This window comes from Pseudomonas wuhanensis, assembly GCF_030687395.1.
Classification (GTDB): domain Bacteria; phylum Pseudomonadota; class Gammaproteobacteria; order Pseudomonadales; family Pseudomonadaceae; genus Aquipseudomonas; species Aquipseudomonas wuhanensis.
This window is the reverse complement of sequence record NZ_CP117430.1, coordinates 911,002-926,234: the sequence shown is the minus strand read 5'-3', so window position 1 is coordinate 926,234 and position 15,233 is coordinate 911,002. Positions and strand designations below refer to the sequence as shown.

Here is a 15,233-nt window from a genome sequence, read left to right as displayed (position 1 = left end):
CAAAGTGATCGAGCCGACAAAACAGTCGGCCCGCCCGTGTTTATCGAGACAAAAGCCTCAACTCAAAGCCTTGCGATTGAAGTCACGCAAACGGAAGCCCATCAACAGCAACATGCCGAAATACGCCACCACGCCGGCGATCACCAATGCGCCCAGACGCAGCAAACGCTCCAGCATATGCCCTTCCGCCCAAGCCGGCATGAAGTGCATTGCGCCCAGCAATACCGCGGACATCACCACCACCGCCACCAGCAGTTTGAGCCCGAACTTTGCCCAGCCCGGTTGCGGCTGATACATCTGCTGCTTGCGCAGCTGATAGAACAGCAGCCCGGCGTTGATGCAGGCACCCGCGCTGATGGCCAGGGCCAGACCGGCGTGAGCCAGCGGACCGATCAGCACAAGGTTGAACAACTGGGTGACGATCAGGGTGAAAATCGCGATTTTTACCGGGGTGCGGATGTTTTGTTGCGCATAAAAGCCCGGCGCCAGCACTTTGATGACGATAATCCCCAGCAAACCGACGGAATAAGCAATCAGCGCACGCTGGGTCATTGCCGCATCGAAAGCGCTGAACTGACCGTACTGGAACAGCGAAACCGTCAGCGGCTCCGCCAGAATCCCCAGCGCCAGGGCGCACGGCAATACCAGCATGAAGCACAGGCGCAGCCCCCAATCGAGGATCCGCGAGTATTCGTGGCGATCCTGGCTGGCATAGGTCCTGGCCAGAGTCGGCAGCAGAATCGTGCCCAGTGCCACACCCAGCACGCCGGATGGCAACTCCATCAGGCGATCGGCGTAATACATCCAGGACACGGAACCGGCCACCAGAAACGAAGCAAATATGGTGTTGATGATCAGCGAAATCTGACTCACCGAAACGCCGATGATCGCTGGCAGCATCTGTTTCATGACCCGCCAGACACCACTGTCGCGCAGATTCAGACGTGGCAGCACCAACATGCCGATTTTTTTCAGGTGCGGCAGCTGAAACAGCAATTGCGCCAGGCCTCCCACCAGAACAGCCCAGCCCAGCGCCATTACCGGCGGATCGAAATACGGCGTCAGGAACACCGCGAAGATGATCATGCTGACATTGAGCAGGGTCGGCACGAAGGCCGGCACCGAGAAGCGATTCCATGTATTGAGGATCGCTCCGGCCAATGAAGACAGGGAGATCAGCAATATATAAGGAAAAGTGACCCGCAGCAGATCGGTGGTCAGCTCGAATTTTTCCGGGGTCGTGACGAAACCCGGTGCCGTGGCCCAGATGACCCAAGGCGCGGCGAGCATGCCCAGCGCGGTGACCAGCGCCAGCACCAGCGTCAGCAGGCCCGAGACGTAGGCAATGAAGGTTCGCGTCGCCTCCTCACCCTTCTGGCTTTTATATTCGGCGAGAATCGGCACGAAGGCCTGGGAAAATGCGCCCTCGGCGAAGATCCGCCGCAGCAGATTGGGCAGTTTGAAGGCGATAAAGAAGGCGTCTGTCGCCATTCCCGCACCAAATGCGCGAGCGATAAGGGTGTCGCGAACGAACCCCAACACCCGGGAAAGCATTGTGATAGAGCTGACAGCGGCCAACGATTTGAGCAGATTCATTGAAAGAGTTTTTGCCTGTCGATAAACAGCAGGCGAACAACGCGCCCACTTATGCGATACTCCGCGCCGCAACAGCACAGAGCCAAAGCTCGCGAGTTTACAGGTCGCACGCCGGAAAGAAATATCCCGGCGCTCTATGCCTGCCACTTAGCGGATCGTCTCAACCGCCCTTGACAAGACATCAACTCATCGGCATGATTCGCGGCCTATTTTGTTTGCTATTTCCTAAAAAGTCTTTCGAGGAGCTCGACGGTGGCCAACACACCTTCCGCCAAAAAACGTGCAAAACAGGCTGAGAAGCGTCGCAGCCACAACGCCAGCCTGCGTTCCATGGTTCGTACCTACATCAAGAATGTAGTTAAAGCCATCGACGCAAAAGACGCTGCCAAAGCTCAAGCTGCTTACGTTCTGGCTGTGCCAGTTATCGACCGCATGGCCGATAAAGGCATCATCCACAAGAACAAAGCTGCTCGCCATAAGAGCCGCCTGAATGGCCACGTCAAGGCCCTGAACGTTGCCGCTGCTGCCTAAGCGACGCGCTCGTTAAAAAACCGACCTCAGGGTCGGTTTTTTATTGCCTGCGATTTATCAAATACACCACAAAAAAAATGTGGGAGCGAGCCTGCTCGCGATAGTGGACGTCCAGCCAGCATAAATGCTGAATGCCAGTCCGTTATCGCGAGCAGGCTCGTTCCCACATTTGGGTCTGCGTCAAATTATTGAGCGTGCGCCCACGGCAGAATGGGAATCGCCGTCACCGCATTCTGCGGGCTGCCCTCGATCAAACGATCGCTATAAACCAGATACACCAGCGTATTACGCTTCTTGTCGAGGAATCGCACCACCTGCATGGTCTTGAACACCAAGGATGTGCGCTCCTTGAACACCTCCTCGCCATCCTTGAGCTCACCCTTGAAGTTGATCGGACCGACCTGACGGCACGCAATAGATGCTTCAGCGCGATCCTCAGCCAGACCCAAGCCACCCTTTACGCCGCCGGTCTTGGCGCGCGACAGGTAGCATGTCACGCCATCCACCTTCGGATCATCAAACGCCTCGACAACGATACGGTCGTTCGGACCAACAAACTTGAACACCGTCGACACCTGGCCAATTTCATCGGCCAAGGCCAGCAGCGGCATCGCCAACAATAAGCCCAATAATCCTTTTGCCACACGCATTCAGGTATTCCTTCAGACCAGAATCAGGTTATCGCGGTGAACCAGTTCCGGCTCCGCCATGTAACCCAACAAACCGACAATCGCCTCAGACGACTGACCGATGATTTTTTGTGCTTCCAGAGCGCTGTAGTTAGCCAGGCCACGGGCGATTTCACGACCGTCCGGCGCCACGCAGACCACCATTTCGCCGCGACGGAAACTGCCCTGGACCAGCTTGACGCCCACCGGCAGCAAACTTTTGTTGCCCTGGGACAGCGCCGTCACCGCACCCGCATCCAGCACCAGCGTGCCGCGAGTTTGCAGATGCCCGGCCAGCCACTGCTTGCGCGCCGCCAACATGCCGCGCTCAGGTGACAACAAGGTGCCGACGCGCTCGCCCGCCTTGAGACGATCCAGCACTCGCTCAATGCGCCCACCAACGATGATGGTGTGCGCACCGGAACGCGCCGCCAGACGCGCAGCGCGCAACTTGGTCTGCATACCGCCACGACCCAGCGCTCCGCCCGTGCTGCCAGCCACCGCATCCAGCGCCGGATCATCGGCACGCGCCTCATAAATCAGCTTGGCGTCGGGATTGTTGCGCGGATCGGCATCGAACATGCCATCGCGATCAGTGAGGATCACCAACAAATCGGCCTCAACCAGGTTCGCCACGAGCGCCGCCAGCGTGTCGTTGTCGCCGAAACGAATTTCGTCAGTGACCACGGTGTCGTTCTCGTTGATCACCGGGATCACCTTGAGTTCGACCAACGCCCGCAGCGTACTGCGAGCGTTCAGGTAGCGCTTGCGGTCGGATAAATCGTCGTGAGTCAGGAGAATCTGCGCGGTATGCCGGCCATGCTCGGCGAAGCTCGACTCCCAGGCCTGCACCAACCCCATCTGACCGATGGCGGCAGCCGCCTGCAACTCGTGCATTGCACTGGGTCGTACGGTCCAGCCCAGACGACTCATGCCCGCCGCCACCGCCCCGGAGGACACCAGCACCAGCTCAACGCCCGCTTCGTGCAGGGCAACCATCTGCTCGACCCAGACACCCATTGCCGCGCGATCCAGGCCTTTGCCGTCCGCCGTCAGCAAAGCGCTGCCGATCTTCACGACCCAACGCTGCGCACCTGTCACCTTGCTCCGCATCATCTTCAACCTTAGCTTGAGGACAGCACGACCCGGCGCTGCCCTAACGTTATTCGTGACTACCGATTTCCAGATACTAAAACGCCGCTCTAGTGAGCGGCGCTTAAGTTTATCGCAACGAATCAGTCACGCACGTAAATGATTTCCGGACCGTCTTCGTCATCCACATCTTCTTCGTCCCAATCGTCATCACCGATGTCATGGACCGACTTCACGCCACTGCGACGCAGGGCACGCTGATCGTCCAGCGCCTGCAACTGGGCGCGCGCTTCATCTTCGATGCGCCGATCGAGCTCGGCCAGCTCTTCCTTGTAGGCCGGGTCGTTAGCCAGACGATCGGCACGATCTTCCAGGTAACGCATGATGTCATGGCAAAGACGCTCGGTGCCTTGCTTGGCGATCGCGGAGATCACGTAGACCGGACCGGTCCACTCCAGACGATCAACGATTTCCTTGACGCGAGCGTCGTGCTCTTCCTCAAGGATCTGGTCGCACTTGTTCAGCACCAGCCAGCGATCACGCTCAGCCAGGGAGGGACTGAACTTGGTCAGCTCGCTGACGATTACTTCAGCGGCATCCGGAGCACTGGTGTCATCCAGCGGCGCCATGTCGACGAGGTGCAGCAGCAGACGGGTACGCGACAAGTGCTTGAGGAAACGAATCCCCAGGCCCGCACCGTCGGAAGCACCTTCGATCAGACCCGGAATGTCCGCCACCACGAAGCTCTTCCAGCGATCGACGCTGACCACACCCAGGTTCGGCACCAGAGTGGTGAACGGGTAGTCGGCGACTTTCGGCTTGGCAGCCGATACCGAGCGAATGAAGGTACTTTTGCCGGCGTTCGGCAAACCGAGCAGACCGACATCCGCCAACACCTTCATTTCCAGCTTCAGGTCGCGCTGCTCACCCGGTTTGCCCGGCGTGGTCTGACGCGGTGCGCGGTTGGTGCTGGATTTGAAACGAGTGTTACCCAGACCGTGCCAGCCGCCGTGAGCCACCAGCAGACGCTGACCGGCCTTGGTCAGGTCACCGATCACTTCCTGAGTCGCGGAATCGATGACGGTAGTACCGACCGGAACGCGCAGCACCAGCTCCTCACCTTTCTTACCGGTGCAGTCAGTGCTACCGCCGTTGGAACCGCGCTCGGCATCGAAGTGCCGGGTGTAACGGTAGTCCACCAAGGTATTCAGGTTCTCGTCGGCAACCATATAAACCGAGCCGCCATCACCACCGTCACCGCCGTTCGGGCCGCCGTTTTCAATGAATTTTTCGCGACGGAAGCTCATGCAACCGTTGCCGCCGTCCCCGGCCTTTACTCGAATCGATACTTCATCAACAAACTTCATAACAAAACGCCTCTCGCCATACGGACGAGCCGAAAAAACCTAGACATAAGACTCTTGCAAAAATGAGCGCAGCGACCTCAATCAACGACCGCCAATACAGCGCTGGAGCCCATCACAAACAGCTTTGCAAGAGACTCACCCCACAAACGAAAAAGCCCCGTCGCAAGACAGGGCTTTTCCAGCAACTACGTAATTATGCCGCGACGACGTCAGTCTTCGGGACAATGCTTACGTAACGACGACCGAAGGCGCCTTTTACTTCGAACTTGATCACGCCGTCGATTTTAGCGAACAGAGTGTGATCTTTGCCCATGCCAACGCCGTAGCCAGCGTGGAATTGGGTGCCGCGCTGACGCACGATGATGTTGCCCGGAATGATAACCTGGCCGCCATACATCTTCACGCCAAGGCGTTTGGCTTCTGAGTCGCGACCGTTACGGGTACTACCACCAGCTTTTTTGTGTGCCATGAGTTCAATTCTCCTAGTGAGGAATTAGGCTGAAATTAAGCCTGAATACCGGTGATTTTGATCTCGGTGTACCACTGGCGGTGGCCCATACGCTTCATGTGGTGCTTACGGCGACGGAACTTGATGATGCGGACTTTATCGTGACGACCTTGGGAGATCACTTCAGCCACAACGGTAGCGCCAGGAACAACTGGAGCGCCGATATTCACGTCGTCGCCATTGGCAACCAACAGAACGCGATCAAAAGTAACGGATTCGCCGGTAGCGATTTCCAGTTTTTCGATCTTCAGGTATTCACCTGGAGCAACTTTGTACTGCTTGCCACCAGTAACGATTACTGCATAAGACATGGTATTTCTCCGATAATCCTGCTCACCCAGCTCTTTATAAGAAGAGGTATTGGCTGGCATGGCTGCATAAGGCTGGAAGGCCTGTTTGCAATTGCGTAAGGCAGGTGCTGCCCAGGAAGTTCAGGGTGCGCGATTGTACGCAAGCTGCCGGGGCGATGCAAGAGGCTGTCCATCGTGCCTTGACAGGCCCGGACGTGGGTCCTAGCATGCCGCGCAACCCTTCTGGAGCAACTGTCGCTGATGCAACCCCAAGCTTTCTACCGCGCGGTGGCGGACGATTTTAGCGCCGTCGACGGCATCATCAAGAAACAGCTGACTTCCCGAGTGCCGCTGGTATCGAAAATCGGCGACTACATTACCTCGGCTGGCGGTAAACGCCTGCGCCCGTTGCTCGTGCTGCTGTGCGGCAAGGCACTCGGCCGTGAAGGCGATGACCTGCGCCTGCTGGCCGCGACCATCGAGTTCCTGCACACCGCCACCCTGCTGCACGATGACGTCGTCGACATGTCCGGCATGCGCCGTGGCCGCTCGACCGCCAACGCCATGTGGGGCAACGCACCAAGCGTGCTGGTGGGCGACTTCCTGTATTCGCGTTCTTTCGAAATGATGGTCGAACTGGGCTCCATGCCGGTGATGAAGATCCTTTCGCAAGCCACGCGCATCATCGCCGAAGGCGAAGTGTTGCAGCTGTCGAAGGTCCGCGACGCCAGCACTACCGAAGAAACCTACATGGAAGTCATCCGCGGCAAAACCGCGATGCTCTTCGAAGCCTCGACCCACAGTGCCGCGGCCCTGGCCGGCGCCTCGCCGGAACAGAGCGAAGCACTGCGCACCTTCGGCGATCACCTGGGAGTGGCGTTCCAATTGGTCGACGACCTGCTGGATTACCGTGGCGACGCCGAAACCTTGGGCAAGAACGTCGGCGACGATCTGGCCGAAGGTAAACCGACGCTGCCGCTGATCTACACCATGCGCGAAGGCACTCCGGAGCAGGCTGCACTGGTTCGTCAGGCGATCCAGAAAGGTGGCATCGAAGATCTGGAAAGCATTCGCGAGGCCGTTGAAGCTTCCGGCTCGCTGGATTACACCGCGCAACTGGCCCGCGATTACGTGGCCCGTGCGATCAAGTGCCTCGACGCCCTGCCCGCCAGCGAATACCGCGATGCATTGGTGGAATTGAGCGAGTTTGCGGTCGCCCGCACACACTGACACATACCCTGTAGGAGCGCGGCTTGCCCGCGAATGCGATCTACCAGTCGACACCAATGTGACTGACACACCGCGTTCGCAGGCAAACCTCGATCCTACAAAATCATGTGCCACCCTCTCCCCGTATAAACCCTATATAATGTGCGCTTTTTAGCCATCCTGAATCCAAGGAGCTTTAGTGAGCACGTTGCCACCCTGCCCGAAATGCAATTCCGAATACACCTATGAAGACGGCGCACAGCTGATCTGCCCGGAGTGCGCCCACGAGTGGTCCGCCAGCGGCGAAGCCGAAGCGGCCTCCGATGACACCGTGAAAAAGGATTCGGTCGGCAATGTCCTGCAGGACGGCGATACCATCACCGTGATCAAGGACCTCAAGGTCAAAGGCACGTCGCTGGTGGTCAAGGTCGGTACCAAGGTCAAGAACATCCGCCTGTGCGATGGCGACCACGACATCGACTGCAAGATCGACGGCATCGGCCCGATGAAACTCAAATCCGAGTTCGTCAGAAAAGTCTGAATCTGCTGTATTCCATCCCGCGCCTGGCGTGGGATGGTGCTTCGCCCTTCCCCACATCACCCAGCATTCCCGCGCAGCAGCCAAACGCCAGTCGTTTTGACGCCCGGCAACCCCCCGCAGAAAAAAACACAAATCGCCAATAGACCCTTGCTATTTGATGAATAAGAATTATTCTCATTGAAACCCATCAATGGAGATGAGACTCATGACTTATTTGATCGATGCCTGGCTGGACCGCCCACATCCCTACCTCAGAATCCTGCATCGGGAAACCGGGGAAGTCTGTGCGGTGCTTGAAGAAGAAGCCTTGAACGAGCTACAGGATCAGGGTGATCTGGACGTCAACGGCTTGAGTTCCAGTGAGCCGGTGGTGCTCAAGGAACTGGTACGCAATCTGTTTCTGTTCTGCTATGCCCGGGCGTTGCGCCCGACGAATGAGCTGCATCACAAGATCGAAATATGAAAATGCAATATGTCGGAGCGAGCCCTGTGGGAGCGGGCTTGCTCGCGAAGAGGCCATAACATTCAAGATCATCGCTGAATGACACACCGCCTTCGCGAGCAAGCCCGCTCCCACATGACCGAGCCCGTTCCGACACTCAGGGATTACAGAACGTCGAGCAGTTCGACGTCGAATACCAGTACGCTGTGCGGCGGAATGCTGCCAACGCCTTGAGCGCCGTAAGCCAGTTCGCTCGGCACGTACAGGCGCCATTTGCTGCCGGCGTTCATCAGTTGCAGGGCTTCGGTCCAGCCAGCGATGACGCCGCCTACCGGGAATTCTGCAGGCTGACCGCGATCATAGGAGCTGTCGAACACAGTGCCGTCGATCAGGGTGCCGTGGTAGTGAGTGCGCACTTGATCTTCACGGGTTGGCTTGGCGCCTTCACCTTGAGTCAGTACTTCGAATTGCAGGCCGGAAGCCAGAGTGGTGATGCCTTCACGCTTGGCGTTTTCAGCCAGGAAAGCCAGACCTTCGCCAGCAGCGGCTTCAGCCTTGGCTGCCGCTTCGGCTTGCATGATTTCGCGGATCACCTTGAAGCTGGCGGACATTTCTTCCTGCCCCACACGGCTTGGCTTGCCGGCGAACGCGTCGGTCAGGCCAGCCAGGATCGCGTCCAGGCTAACGCCCGGTGGCGGGTTGTCACGCAGCTGGTCGCCCAACTGACGGCCAATTCCGTAGCTGACGCGGGTTTCGTCGGTGGACAGATTTACTTCGGACATGACACTGCTCCGCTATGCGGACGGCCCTGGAACTTGCCGTGCGTGCACAGCGCGTCCCGGAACGCGCCCGGAATCAAAAGGGCGAGCAGACTAGCACAGATGCCGCTACGTTGATGAGCGGCGTCGGCTGTTACGCAGAACGGAAGGTGATTGGAACTTTCAGGCTTTCCTCAGTGCTGGCACCGCACATTTCGTCCTGAACCGAGGTATGCACCACGTTGAACGACAGCTTGGGAAAGGCGTGAAGCACCTCACGCGCATGCTCGACCGAGCGAAGCTGCATTGTCTTGCCGTGGGCGTCGAGCAATGGATAGGCCGAGCCATGCATCCGAGCCTCCAGCACGTAGAACACGCCTTCCATCGAGATCAGGTTCAGCTCATCGATCTTTCCGGCGACGGCATACGCATTCAACTCTTGCAGGTTCATGTGCGCACCTCAGGCAGTGACGATCCCTACATGGATATGCCTCGACGCGCCAAAGTACAAGCCACAAACGGCACCGCCCGTCTGTTTCACACACCCTCCCACAAGGATCAGTGCTTGGTCAGCTTGTCCAGATAGCCCATGGCAAACGCCGACACCACGAAGGTCATGTGAATGACCACGTACCACTTCAAATGCTCGGGATCGACGTTCTTGGCATCCATGAAGATCCGTAGCAGGTGGATCGACGAAATCGCCACGATGGAAGCCGCGACCTTCATCTTCAACGAAGACGAATCCATGGTGCCCAGCCAGTTGAGCTTTTCCTTGCTGTCGTCGATATCCAGTTGAGAAACGAAGTTCTCGTAACCGGAGATCATCACCATCACCAGCAGGCCGCCCACCAGCGCCATGTCGATCAGCGACAGCAGTACCAGAATCAGATCCGACTCGGCCATCGAGAACACGTTAGGAATGACGTGGAAGACTTCCTGGAAGAATTTCAGTGCCAACGCCAGCAAGCCCAGGGACAAACCGAAATAGATCGGCGCCAGTAACCAGCGGGAGGCGTACATTGCATTTTCGATAAAGCGTTCCATTGAATCTCACACAAGGGGCTGGAAATGGCGGCGAGTATAACAGCCACCTGTTACACCCAGAAACCGCCGGAAAATCCGCAACCTGCGTGTGTGTGACAAAGTTTTTCTGCTAGTGTCCAGATCATTGAACGGTCAGCGACGTCGGACAGGAAAACTGGAAATGGATGTGCGATTGCCTTTAATGAGTGCCGGACTTTGCCTCACGTTACTCCTCGGAGGTTGTTCACCCAGCGATGAGAAACGTCAGGTCAGCCTCGAAGAAAAGATCGCACAGTTCGAACAATCCCTGGAGACGATCGAGGACCCCAAGCTCAAGGATGCCGTGGCCGAGCTAGGCGGTTCGCTGTTATTACTCGAGCGCGCGCAACTGAAGCTCGACACCAAACCAGTCGTCACCGAATACGGCGAAGATGCCCTCGCCGTGCTCAAGCACTACCCCACGCCCCAGGCGCTGGTCGACACCTACATCAACGGTCTGTTCGTGCTGCACAAGGAGTCCAGCTCGGATTACCTGACCGACCTGCAACCGGTATTCCCCTTCAATTTCAACATTCCGGGTGCGTTCCTTTTTCCTCATGGCCTGGAATGGCAATCGGTGACCCTGAGCAACAAGCGCGTCATCGCGTTCCAGCCGGAGTGGTCGGAAACCGATCCCGGCATTCAGTTGAGCCCGTCGAGCTCCAACCTGACCAACCCCGATGATTTGACGGTGACCTACCCCTTCATCGAAGGCCTGGATGTGGATAAGAAGAGCCAACCACAACCGGTGAGCCTGCAAGGCAAGGTGGAAGTCATCGCCCCACGCCGGCTCTACAGCTTCGATTTGACGAAAAAGGACGTCGGCCAGACTCGCACCAACGACAATCTCAGTGTCACCTTATTGAAACTGGGCAATAACTACGCCGAAATCGAATTCAGTAACAGCGTGCCGCTGGCCCCCGAGACACGTGACATTTCACTCAACCCATTGATCGTTCAGGCCAGGGACGCCACCGGGCAATTCCTCTCTCGCTCAGGGGCGATCAACGAAACCGCCGAGCAAATTGCGTTTTATCAAAAACAACTGACACAGATGCAGCAGCAGAAGGCCTGGAGCGAAGCGTTCGAAAAGCAGCTCGATGACGAGCAGCGTGCGTTTGAAAAGCAACAAATCCGTCATTACACCAAGGTCTATTTCAACGGACCGATCGACACCGTCGAAGTCAGCTTGCTGGACTTCTCGGCGGTCACGGTGACCCACAAGGACCTGGACCTGCCGATACGCCGCTTCGACCCGCACACCACGGAAAAAACCATCCAGCCACTGACCTTGCCGGTGGTGGTGTATGACGACCAGGCCGCGACCTGGCTCAAGGGCGCAACGCTGAACGAGGAGCAACTGAAAAAAAGCATCAGCATCAGTCAGTCGGTGGATGAACCGAGTGCCGCGCGCATCGAATTCGATCACCCCAGAAGCTTCAATGACGAACTGCTCGGCACCTCTTTCAATCCCGGCGAAAGCCCGGTGACGTTCTTTACCCAAGACCGCAACGGCCAGCGCGATGGACCGATCGAGCTGCCGCCGGAGGCGTATCAGGTCGATCCGATACGCGGCGCCATCATCTATGATCTGAACCTGTTTCCGGAAACTCCGGCCTACGCCGTGGGCTCCATGCCGCAGTTTCTGGCGACTGTCGACCAACAATCGTACGACGCCCGCCAATTGCCCAAAGGCCTTGAGCTCAAAGGAAATGCGTTGGTGGTGGATTTGAAGCTGTTTCCAGTCCAGGACTGGCGTTTTTTCGCCAAGGACGACAGTGGCAACTATCTGAAGGAGATTCTTTCAGTCAGTCACGACGCCAGCGCGCAAGGCCCGGCGTTATTTGCAGTGCATTACTTCTATGGCCAGCCCACACGTCTGGAAACTTATCAGCGAACCAACCTCACCACCGTGCAATACGGGTTTGAGGTCAAACTCGACAAGGCTGAGCCAGGCAACCTTGATCAATAGTCTATTCAGTGCTCGGGCCGAAACTCGGGACCGCTAAGGTTGCGGTAACGACCACCATTGATCTCTCGCAACTGGGCTTGCAGATGCAGGCACCAGATTTGCGGGTCGTCGGCCAGCTCGTAGCCATGCAAGGTCAGACTTTCAACGATGGTATCGAGGATCGATTCAGCCACGACCGGCCCACGGAACGGGCCTTGGGCCTTGATGGCGGAAGGCTGCTCGCCGGCCATTCCGGCGGCGAAGAGTAAGGTCCACATGCCCGTATCCCCCGCCAGTGGGCGGATGGCACATTCGATACGGGTCACAAGGCCCAGGCATTGACGGGTGAGGCAGAGGTTGCGCGACATGGCGGCGACCCTCGGTAGATCCGGTATTCAGCCTCCACGGGAAGGCTGTCTCGATCCAGTGATTACTGTCGATATCCTTGAGCAGATAATAGAAGAAAAGTCTGGCTCGCACGCGAACCGAGACTAGAAGGTGCCGAGTGGTCACTGCGTGAATATTGACGCCATTTTGACGGCGTTTTTTATTGGCATTGAACACAAAACCCTATGGGAGCGGGCTTGCTCGCGAAGGGGCATAACAGTCGACATTGATGTTGAATGTTAGTCCGTCTTCGCGAGCAAGCCCGCTCCACGTGGAGGTTGCGTCAGGCCGGTTTGATTTCCAGCATTGCTTCCTGCGCCAACTCCTTTTCGGCTTCCTTGAGGTCTTCTTCACTGACCATTTCCGCAATCACCCGCAAGCGTTCCACTACCCGCGCATTGATGCTGCCCTCAGGGAATTCGCCATTCTCATCCGGCGCACCGGCCGGCTCACCGACCAACAGGCTCAGGGCCTCATCGGCCTGGCGCACTGCGTAGACATGGAACTGCCCTGCGCGCACCGCCGCCAGCACCTTCTCGTCGAGCATCAGCGTGGCGACGTTGGCGTGAGGAATGATCGCCCCTTGCTCCCCCGTCAAACCACGGGCTTCGCAGAGTCGGAAGAAACCTTCGATCTTCTCGTTGACCCCGCCTACCGCCTGCACTTCACCGAACTGGTTGATCGAACCGGTAATTGCAAAGCACTGCTTGAGCGGGGTTTTCGACAAGGCCGAGATCAGCGTGCACGCTTCGCCAAGAGACGCGCTGTCACCGTCGACATAACCGTAGGACTGCTCCAGGGCGATGCTCGCGGAAATCGCCAGCGGGAATTCCTGGGCATAACGGCTGCCGAGGTACCCAGTGAGGATCATCACGCCTTTGGAGTGAATCGGCTGGCCGAGGTTGACCTCACGTTCGATGTCGACGATGCCGCTGCCGCCCGGATAAACCGTGGCGGAAATCCGCGCCGGCACGCCGAAGGCCGAATCGCCGACTTCCAATACCGTCAGCCCGTTGCATTTGCCGACAGCCGCACCATCGGTGTCGATCAGGATGATCCCCGCCAGCATGTCATCGAGAATCCGCGCCGAAACGCGCCCGGTGCGGGTCGCCTTGGCCTTGAGCGCACGCTCGATGTGCCCGGCGTCGGTCATGTCGTCACCCGCCAGGTCGCGAATGAAATCCGCCTCGCTGACCAGTTGGAACAAATCGCCGATTCGCGCCGACAGTCGCCCCTGATGCTCGGCCAGACGCGCGCTGTAAGTCGCCAGACGCGCCACCGCATCGGCGGTCAGCGGCGCCATGCCTTCCTCGGACGTACGGGTTTTGAGCAACTGGGCGAATTGCTCCAGGCTCTCGTCGACCATCGGGATGTCTTCGTCGAAATCCACCAGGACACGGAACATCTCCTGGAAGTCCGGATCGAGGTCTTGCAGCGTGTAGTAGAGCTGCCGGGCGCCGATGATGACGACTTTGACCTGCAACGGAATGTGTTGCGGAGTAAGGGTCATAGTGGCGAAACGGCCCATCTCCCCCAGCGGCGATTCCATTTTCAGTTTGCGCGATTGCAGCGCGCGTTTGAGCGCATCCCACACGAACGGCTCGCTGAGCATTTTTTCCGCTTCAAGAATCAAGAAGCCGCCGTTGGCGCGGTGCAGCGCACCCGGACGCAACTGTCGATACGTGGTGTAGAGCGCGCCCTGATCGGTGGTGTACTCGATGCGGCCGAACAAGTTTTCGTAAGTCGGGTGCGGCTCAAAGACCACTGGCGCACCGCCGCTGAACGGATGGCCGACCATCAGGCTCGGAGCGTATTGCTCTTCGAGCAATTTGCGGGCGATGGCGTCGGTCTTGCTGTCGTCCACCAGTTGCTCGACCACCGTCTTGAGCAGGTACACCTGCATCGCTTGCAGATAACCGCAAACGCCTGCGTTCTCCGCGTACTTTTCCGACAGCGGCGCGAGCAATGGCTGCAAAGCCAGGGTGATGGTTTCTTCGTTGAGCTGACGCAGTTGATTGCTCGACTCGCGCTTCCATTGCGGCAGGCTGGCGAGTTCTTCGTTCAACCGCTCTTCCAGCCCGGAAATGTCGTCATGAAAGCGTTCGCGTTCGGCTTCCGGCAACTGGGCGAACTCAGCCTCATCCAGCGCCTTGCCTTCGCTCATCGGGGTGAAGGCGATGTTGCTGCTGTCGCGGTAGAGCGCGACCTCTTTCTCCAGCGCCAGACGCTCGATCACATCCAGTGCACGGTCATAACGCTGATTGAAAGCGCGGTCGATGGCGCTTTTCTTCTGCTGATAGGACGGGTGCTCGAACACCGCCGGAAAGGTCGCCAGCAGGTTGTCGATCAAACCGTTGATATCACCGATGAAAGCACCGGCGGTGCCCGACGGCAATTCCAGCGCACGAGGCTCGCGCGGCTCATCGAAATTATTGACGTAGACCCAGTCCGCCGGGGTCTGCAGGCGCTTGCCTTCGGCCTTGAGGTAGCGTTTGACGAACGAAAACCGGCCGGTGCCGGGCTCGCCCATGACGAATACGTTGTAACCGGGGCGTGGCATGGCCACACCGAACTGCAAGGCTTCGACCGCACGTTCCTGGCCAAGCACACCGCGGAAGGGCTCCAGATCATTGGTGGTAGAGAAGCTGAACTGTTCAGCGGAAAACGGACGGGTCAGCGCTTCAGGCGCTAGACGCAAGCTGGCAGCAACAGGATCAGGCATCGGGCTTCCTTACATCAGGCGGGGCAGATAGCGGCATTCTGGCGCTGCCCGTACCTCACTGGCAAGGCGCGCCTATAGCCAAAGCTCAGACAAACCCTCAGCCTCG

The 15,233-nt window shown here is 58.0% G+C and carries 16 protein-coding genes; 5 read left to right on the top strand and 11 right to left on the bottom strand.

What is annotated here, in order from left to right; genetic code table 11:
* Nucleotides 1–57: 57 nt before the first annotated feature.
* A complete protein-coding gene (murJ, locus tag PSH88_RS04350) occupies nt 58–1,596 on the bottom strand; it encodes a murein biosynthesis integral membrane protein MurJ (protein WP_305425079.1) in 1,539 nt (512 codons plus the stop codon).
* Between the two features lie 252 nt (nt 1,597–1,848).
* On the opposite strand from murJ, the gene rpsT reads away from it, so the two are divergent.
* The gene (gene rpsT / locus PSH88_RS04345) at nt 1,849–2,127 is read left to right on the top strand and encodes a 30S ribosomal protein S20 (RefSeq protein ID WP_007901883.1); all 279 of its coding nucleotides are present in this window, start codon (nt 1,849–1,851) and stop codon (nt 2,125–2,127) included.
* Nucleotides 2,128–2,312: 185 nt separating this feature from the next.
* On the opposite strand, the gene PSH88_RS04340 is transcribed toward rpsT, so the two are convergent.
* The 5 genes from PSH88_RS04340 to rplU all read right to left on the bottom strand — a co-directional run bounded on the left by PSH88_RS04340 (nt 2,313) and on the right by rplU (nt 6,073).
* On the bottom strand, nt 2,313–2,777 hold the full coding sequence (locus tag PSH88_RS04340) for a CreA family protein (protein ID WP_305425078.1): 465 nt from the start codon (nt 2,775–2,777) through the stop codon (nt 2,313–2,315).
* Between the two features lie 12 nt (nt 2,778–2,789).
* On the bottom strand, nt 2,790–3,908 hold the full coding sequence (gene proB / locus PSH88_RS04335) for a glutamate 5-kinase (protein WP_305426936.1): 1,119 nt from the start codon (nt 3,906–3,908) through the stop codon (nt 2,790–2,792).
* Between the two features lie 122 nt (nt 3,909–4,030).
* Nucleotides 4,031–5,254 (bottom strand): Obg family GTPase CgtA, encoded by a 1,224-nt coding sequence (gene cgtA, locus PSH88_RS04330; RefSeq protein ID WP_305425077.1) that lies wholly within the window; start codon nt 5,252–5,254, stop codon nt 4,031–4,033.
* Nucleotides 5,255–5,447: 193 nt separating this feature from the next.
* A complete protein-coding gene (gene rpmA, locus PSH88_RS04325) occupies nt 5,448–5,723 on the bottom strand; it encodes a 50S ribosomal protein L27 (RefSeq protein WP_007901871.1) in 276 nt (91 codons plus the stop codon).
* A 35-nt stretch (nt 5,724–5,758) separates the two neighbouring features.
* Complete coding sequence (gene rplU / locus PSH88_RS04320; RefSeq protein WP_007901869.1) at nt 5,759–6,073, bottom strand: 50S ribosomal protein L21; 315 nt, start codon at nt 6,071–6,073, stop codon at nt 5,759–5,761.
* Nucleotides 6,074–6,313: 240 nt separating this feature from the next.
* Here rplU and PSH88_RS04315 point away from each other — a divergent pair, with 240 nt between their 5' ends.
* The 3 genes from PSH88_RS04315 to PSH88_RS04305 all read left to right on the top strand — a co-directional run bounded on the left by PSH88_RS04315 (nt 6,314) and on the right by PSH88_RS04305 (nt 8,265).
* Entirely contained in the window at nt 6,314–7,282 is a 969-nt protein-coding gene (locus PSH88_RS04315; protein WP_030129461.1) for a polyprenyl synthetase family protein, read from the top strand.
* Between the two features lie 178 nt (nt 7,283–7,460).
* Complete coding sequence (locus PSH88_RS04310) at nt 7,461–7,802, top strand: zinc ribbon domain-containing protein YjdM (protein WP_010467527.1); 342 nt, start codon at nt 7,461–7,463, stop codon at nt 7,800–7,802.
* A gap of 205 nt (nt 7,803–8,007) precedes the next feature.
* Nucleotides 8,008–8,265, top strand: a complete 258-nt coding sequence (locus PSH88_RS04305) for a PA4570 family protein (RefSeq protein WP_095055691.1) — start codon at nt 8,008–8,010, stop codon at nt 8,263–8,265.
* Between the two features lie 143 nt (nt 8,266–8,408).
* Here PSH88_RS04305 and bamJ read toward each other — a convergent pair whose 3' ends face one another.
* The 3 genes from bamJ to PSH88_RS04290 form a co-directional block, all read right to left on the bottom strand.
* Nucleotides 8,409–9,026: a BamJ family beta-barrel-assembly machinery protein gene (gene bamJ, locus PSH88_RS04300; RefSeq protein WP_007901858.1), complete on the bottom strand. Its 618-nt coding sequence runs from the start codon at nt 9,024–9,026 to the stop codon at nt 8,409–8,411.
* A 130-nt stretch (nt 9,027–9,156) separates the two neighbouring features.
* Nucleotides 9,157–9,453 (bottom strand): DUF6482 family protein, encoded by a 297-nt coding sequence (locus PSH88_RS04295; protein WP_305425076.1) that lies wholly within the window; start codon nt 9,451–9,453, stop codon nt 9,157–9,159.
* Between the two features lie 107 nt (nt 9,454–9,560).
* Complete coding sequence (locus tag PSH88_RS04290) at nt 9,561–10,049, bottom strand: TIGR00645 family protein (RefSeq protein WP_007901849.1); 489 nt, start codon at nt 10,047–10,049, stop codon at nt 9,561–9,563.
* 160 nt (nt 10,050–10,209) lie between these two features.
* Between PSH88_RS04290 and PSH88_RS04285 the strand changes: the two genes are divergently transcribed.
* Nucleotides 10,210–12,039 carry a hypothetical protein gene (locus PSH88_RS04285; RefSeq protein WP_305425075.1) on the top strand — a complete coding sequence of 610 codons (1,830 nt, stop codon included), beginning with the start codon at nt 10,210–10,212 and terminating at the stop codon, nt 12,037–12,039.
* Between the two features lie 5 nt (nt 12,040–12,044).
* Here the strand turns inward: PSH88_RS04285 and PSH88_RS04280 are convergent, their stop codons facing one another.
* Both PSH88_RS04280 and PSH88_RS04275 read right to left on the bottom strand, forming a co-directional pair.
* Nucleotides 12,045–12,386: a PA4575 family protein gene (locus PSH88_RS04280; protein WP_007901845.1), complete on the bottom strand. Its 342-nt coding sequence runs from the start codon at nt 12,384–12,386 to the stop codon at nt 12,045–12,047.
* A 302-nt stretch (nt 12,387–12,688) separates the two neighbouring features.
* Entirely contained in the window at nt 12,689–15,127 is a 2,439-nt protein-coding gene (locus PSH88_RS04275) for a Lon protease family protein (RefSeq protein WP_305425073.1), read from the bottom strand.
* Nucleotides 15,128–15,233: the final 106 nt, after the last annotated feature.

Coding starts and splice junctions, on each gene's coding strand:
- murJ (WP_305425079.1), bottom strand. CDS start 1,596: ATGAATCTGCTCAAATCGTTGGCCGCTGTCAGCTCTATCACAATGCTT.
- PSH88_RS04340 (WP_305425078.1), bottom strand. CDS start 2,777: ATGCGTGTGGCAAAAGGATTATTGGGCTTATTGTTGGCGATGCCGCTG.
- proB (WP_305426936.1), bottom strand. CDS start 3,908: ATGCGGAGCAAGGTGACAGGTGCGCAGCGTTGGGTCGTGAAGATCGGC.
- cgtA (WP_305425077.1), bottom strand. CDS start 5,254: ATGAAGTTTGTTGATGAAGTATCGATTCGAGTAAAGGCCGGGGACGGC.
- rpmA (WP_007901871.1), bottom strand. CDS start 5,723: ATGGCACACAAAAAAGCTGGTGGTAGTACCCGTAACGGTCGCGACTCA.
- rplU (WP_007901869.1), bottom strand. CDS start 6,073: ATGTCTTATGCAGTAATCGTTACTGGTGGCAAGCAGTACAAAGTTGCT.
- PSH88_RS04315 (WP_030129461.1), top strand. CDS start 6,314: ATGCAACCCCAAGCTTTCTACCGCGCGGTGGCGGACGATTTTAGCGCC.
- PSH88_RS04305 (WP_095055691.1), top strand. CDS start 8,008: ATGACTTATTTGATCGATGCCTGGCTGGACCGCCCACATCCCTACCTC.
- bamJ (WP_007901858.1), bottom strand. CDS start 9,026: ATGTCCGAAGTAAATCTGTCCACCGACGAAACCCGCGTCAGCTACGGA.
- PSH88_RS04295 (WP_305425076.1), bottom strand. CDS start 9,453: ATGAACCTGCAAGAGTTGAATGCGTATGCCGTCGCCGGAAAGATCGAT.
- PSH88_RS04290 (WP_007901849.1), bottom strand. CDS start 10,049: ATGGAACGCTTTATCGAAAATGCAATGTACGCCTCCCGCTGGTTACTG.
- PSH88_RS04285 (WP_305425075.1), top strand. CDS start 10,210: ATGGATGTGCGATTGCCTTTAATGAGTGCCGGACTTTGCCTCACGTTA.
- PSH88_RS04280 (WP_007901845.1), bottom strand. CDS start 12,386: ATGTCGCGCAACCTCTGCCTCACCCGTCAATGCCTGGGCCTTGTGACC.
- PSH88_RS04275 (WP_305425073.1), bottom strand. CDS start 15,127: ATGCCTGATCCTGTTGCTGCCAGCTTGCGTCTAGCGCCTGAAGCGCTG.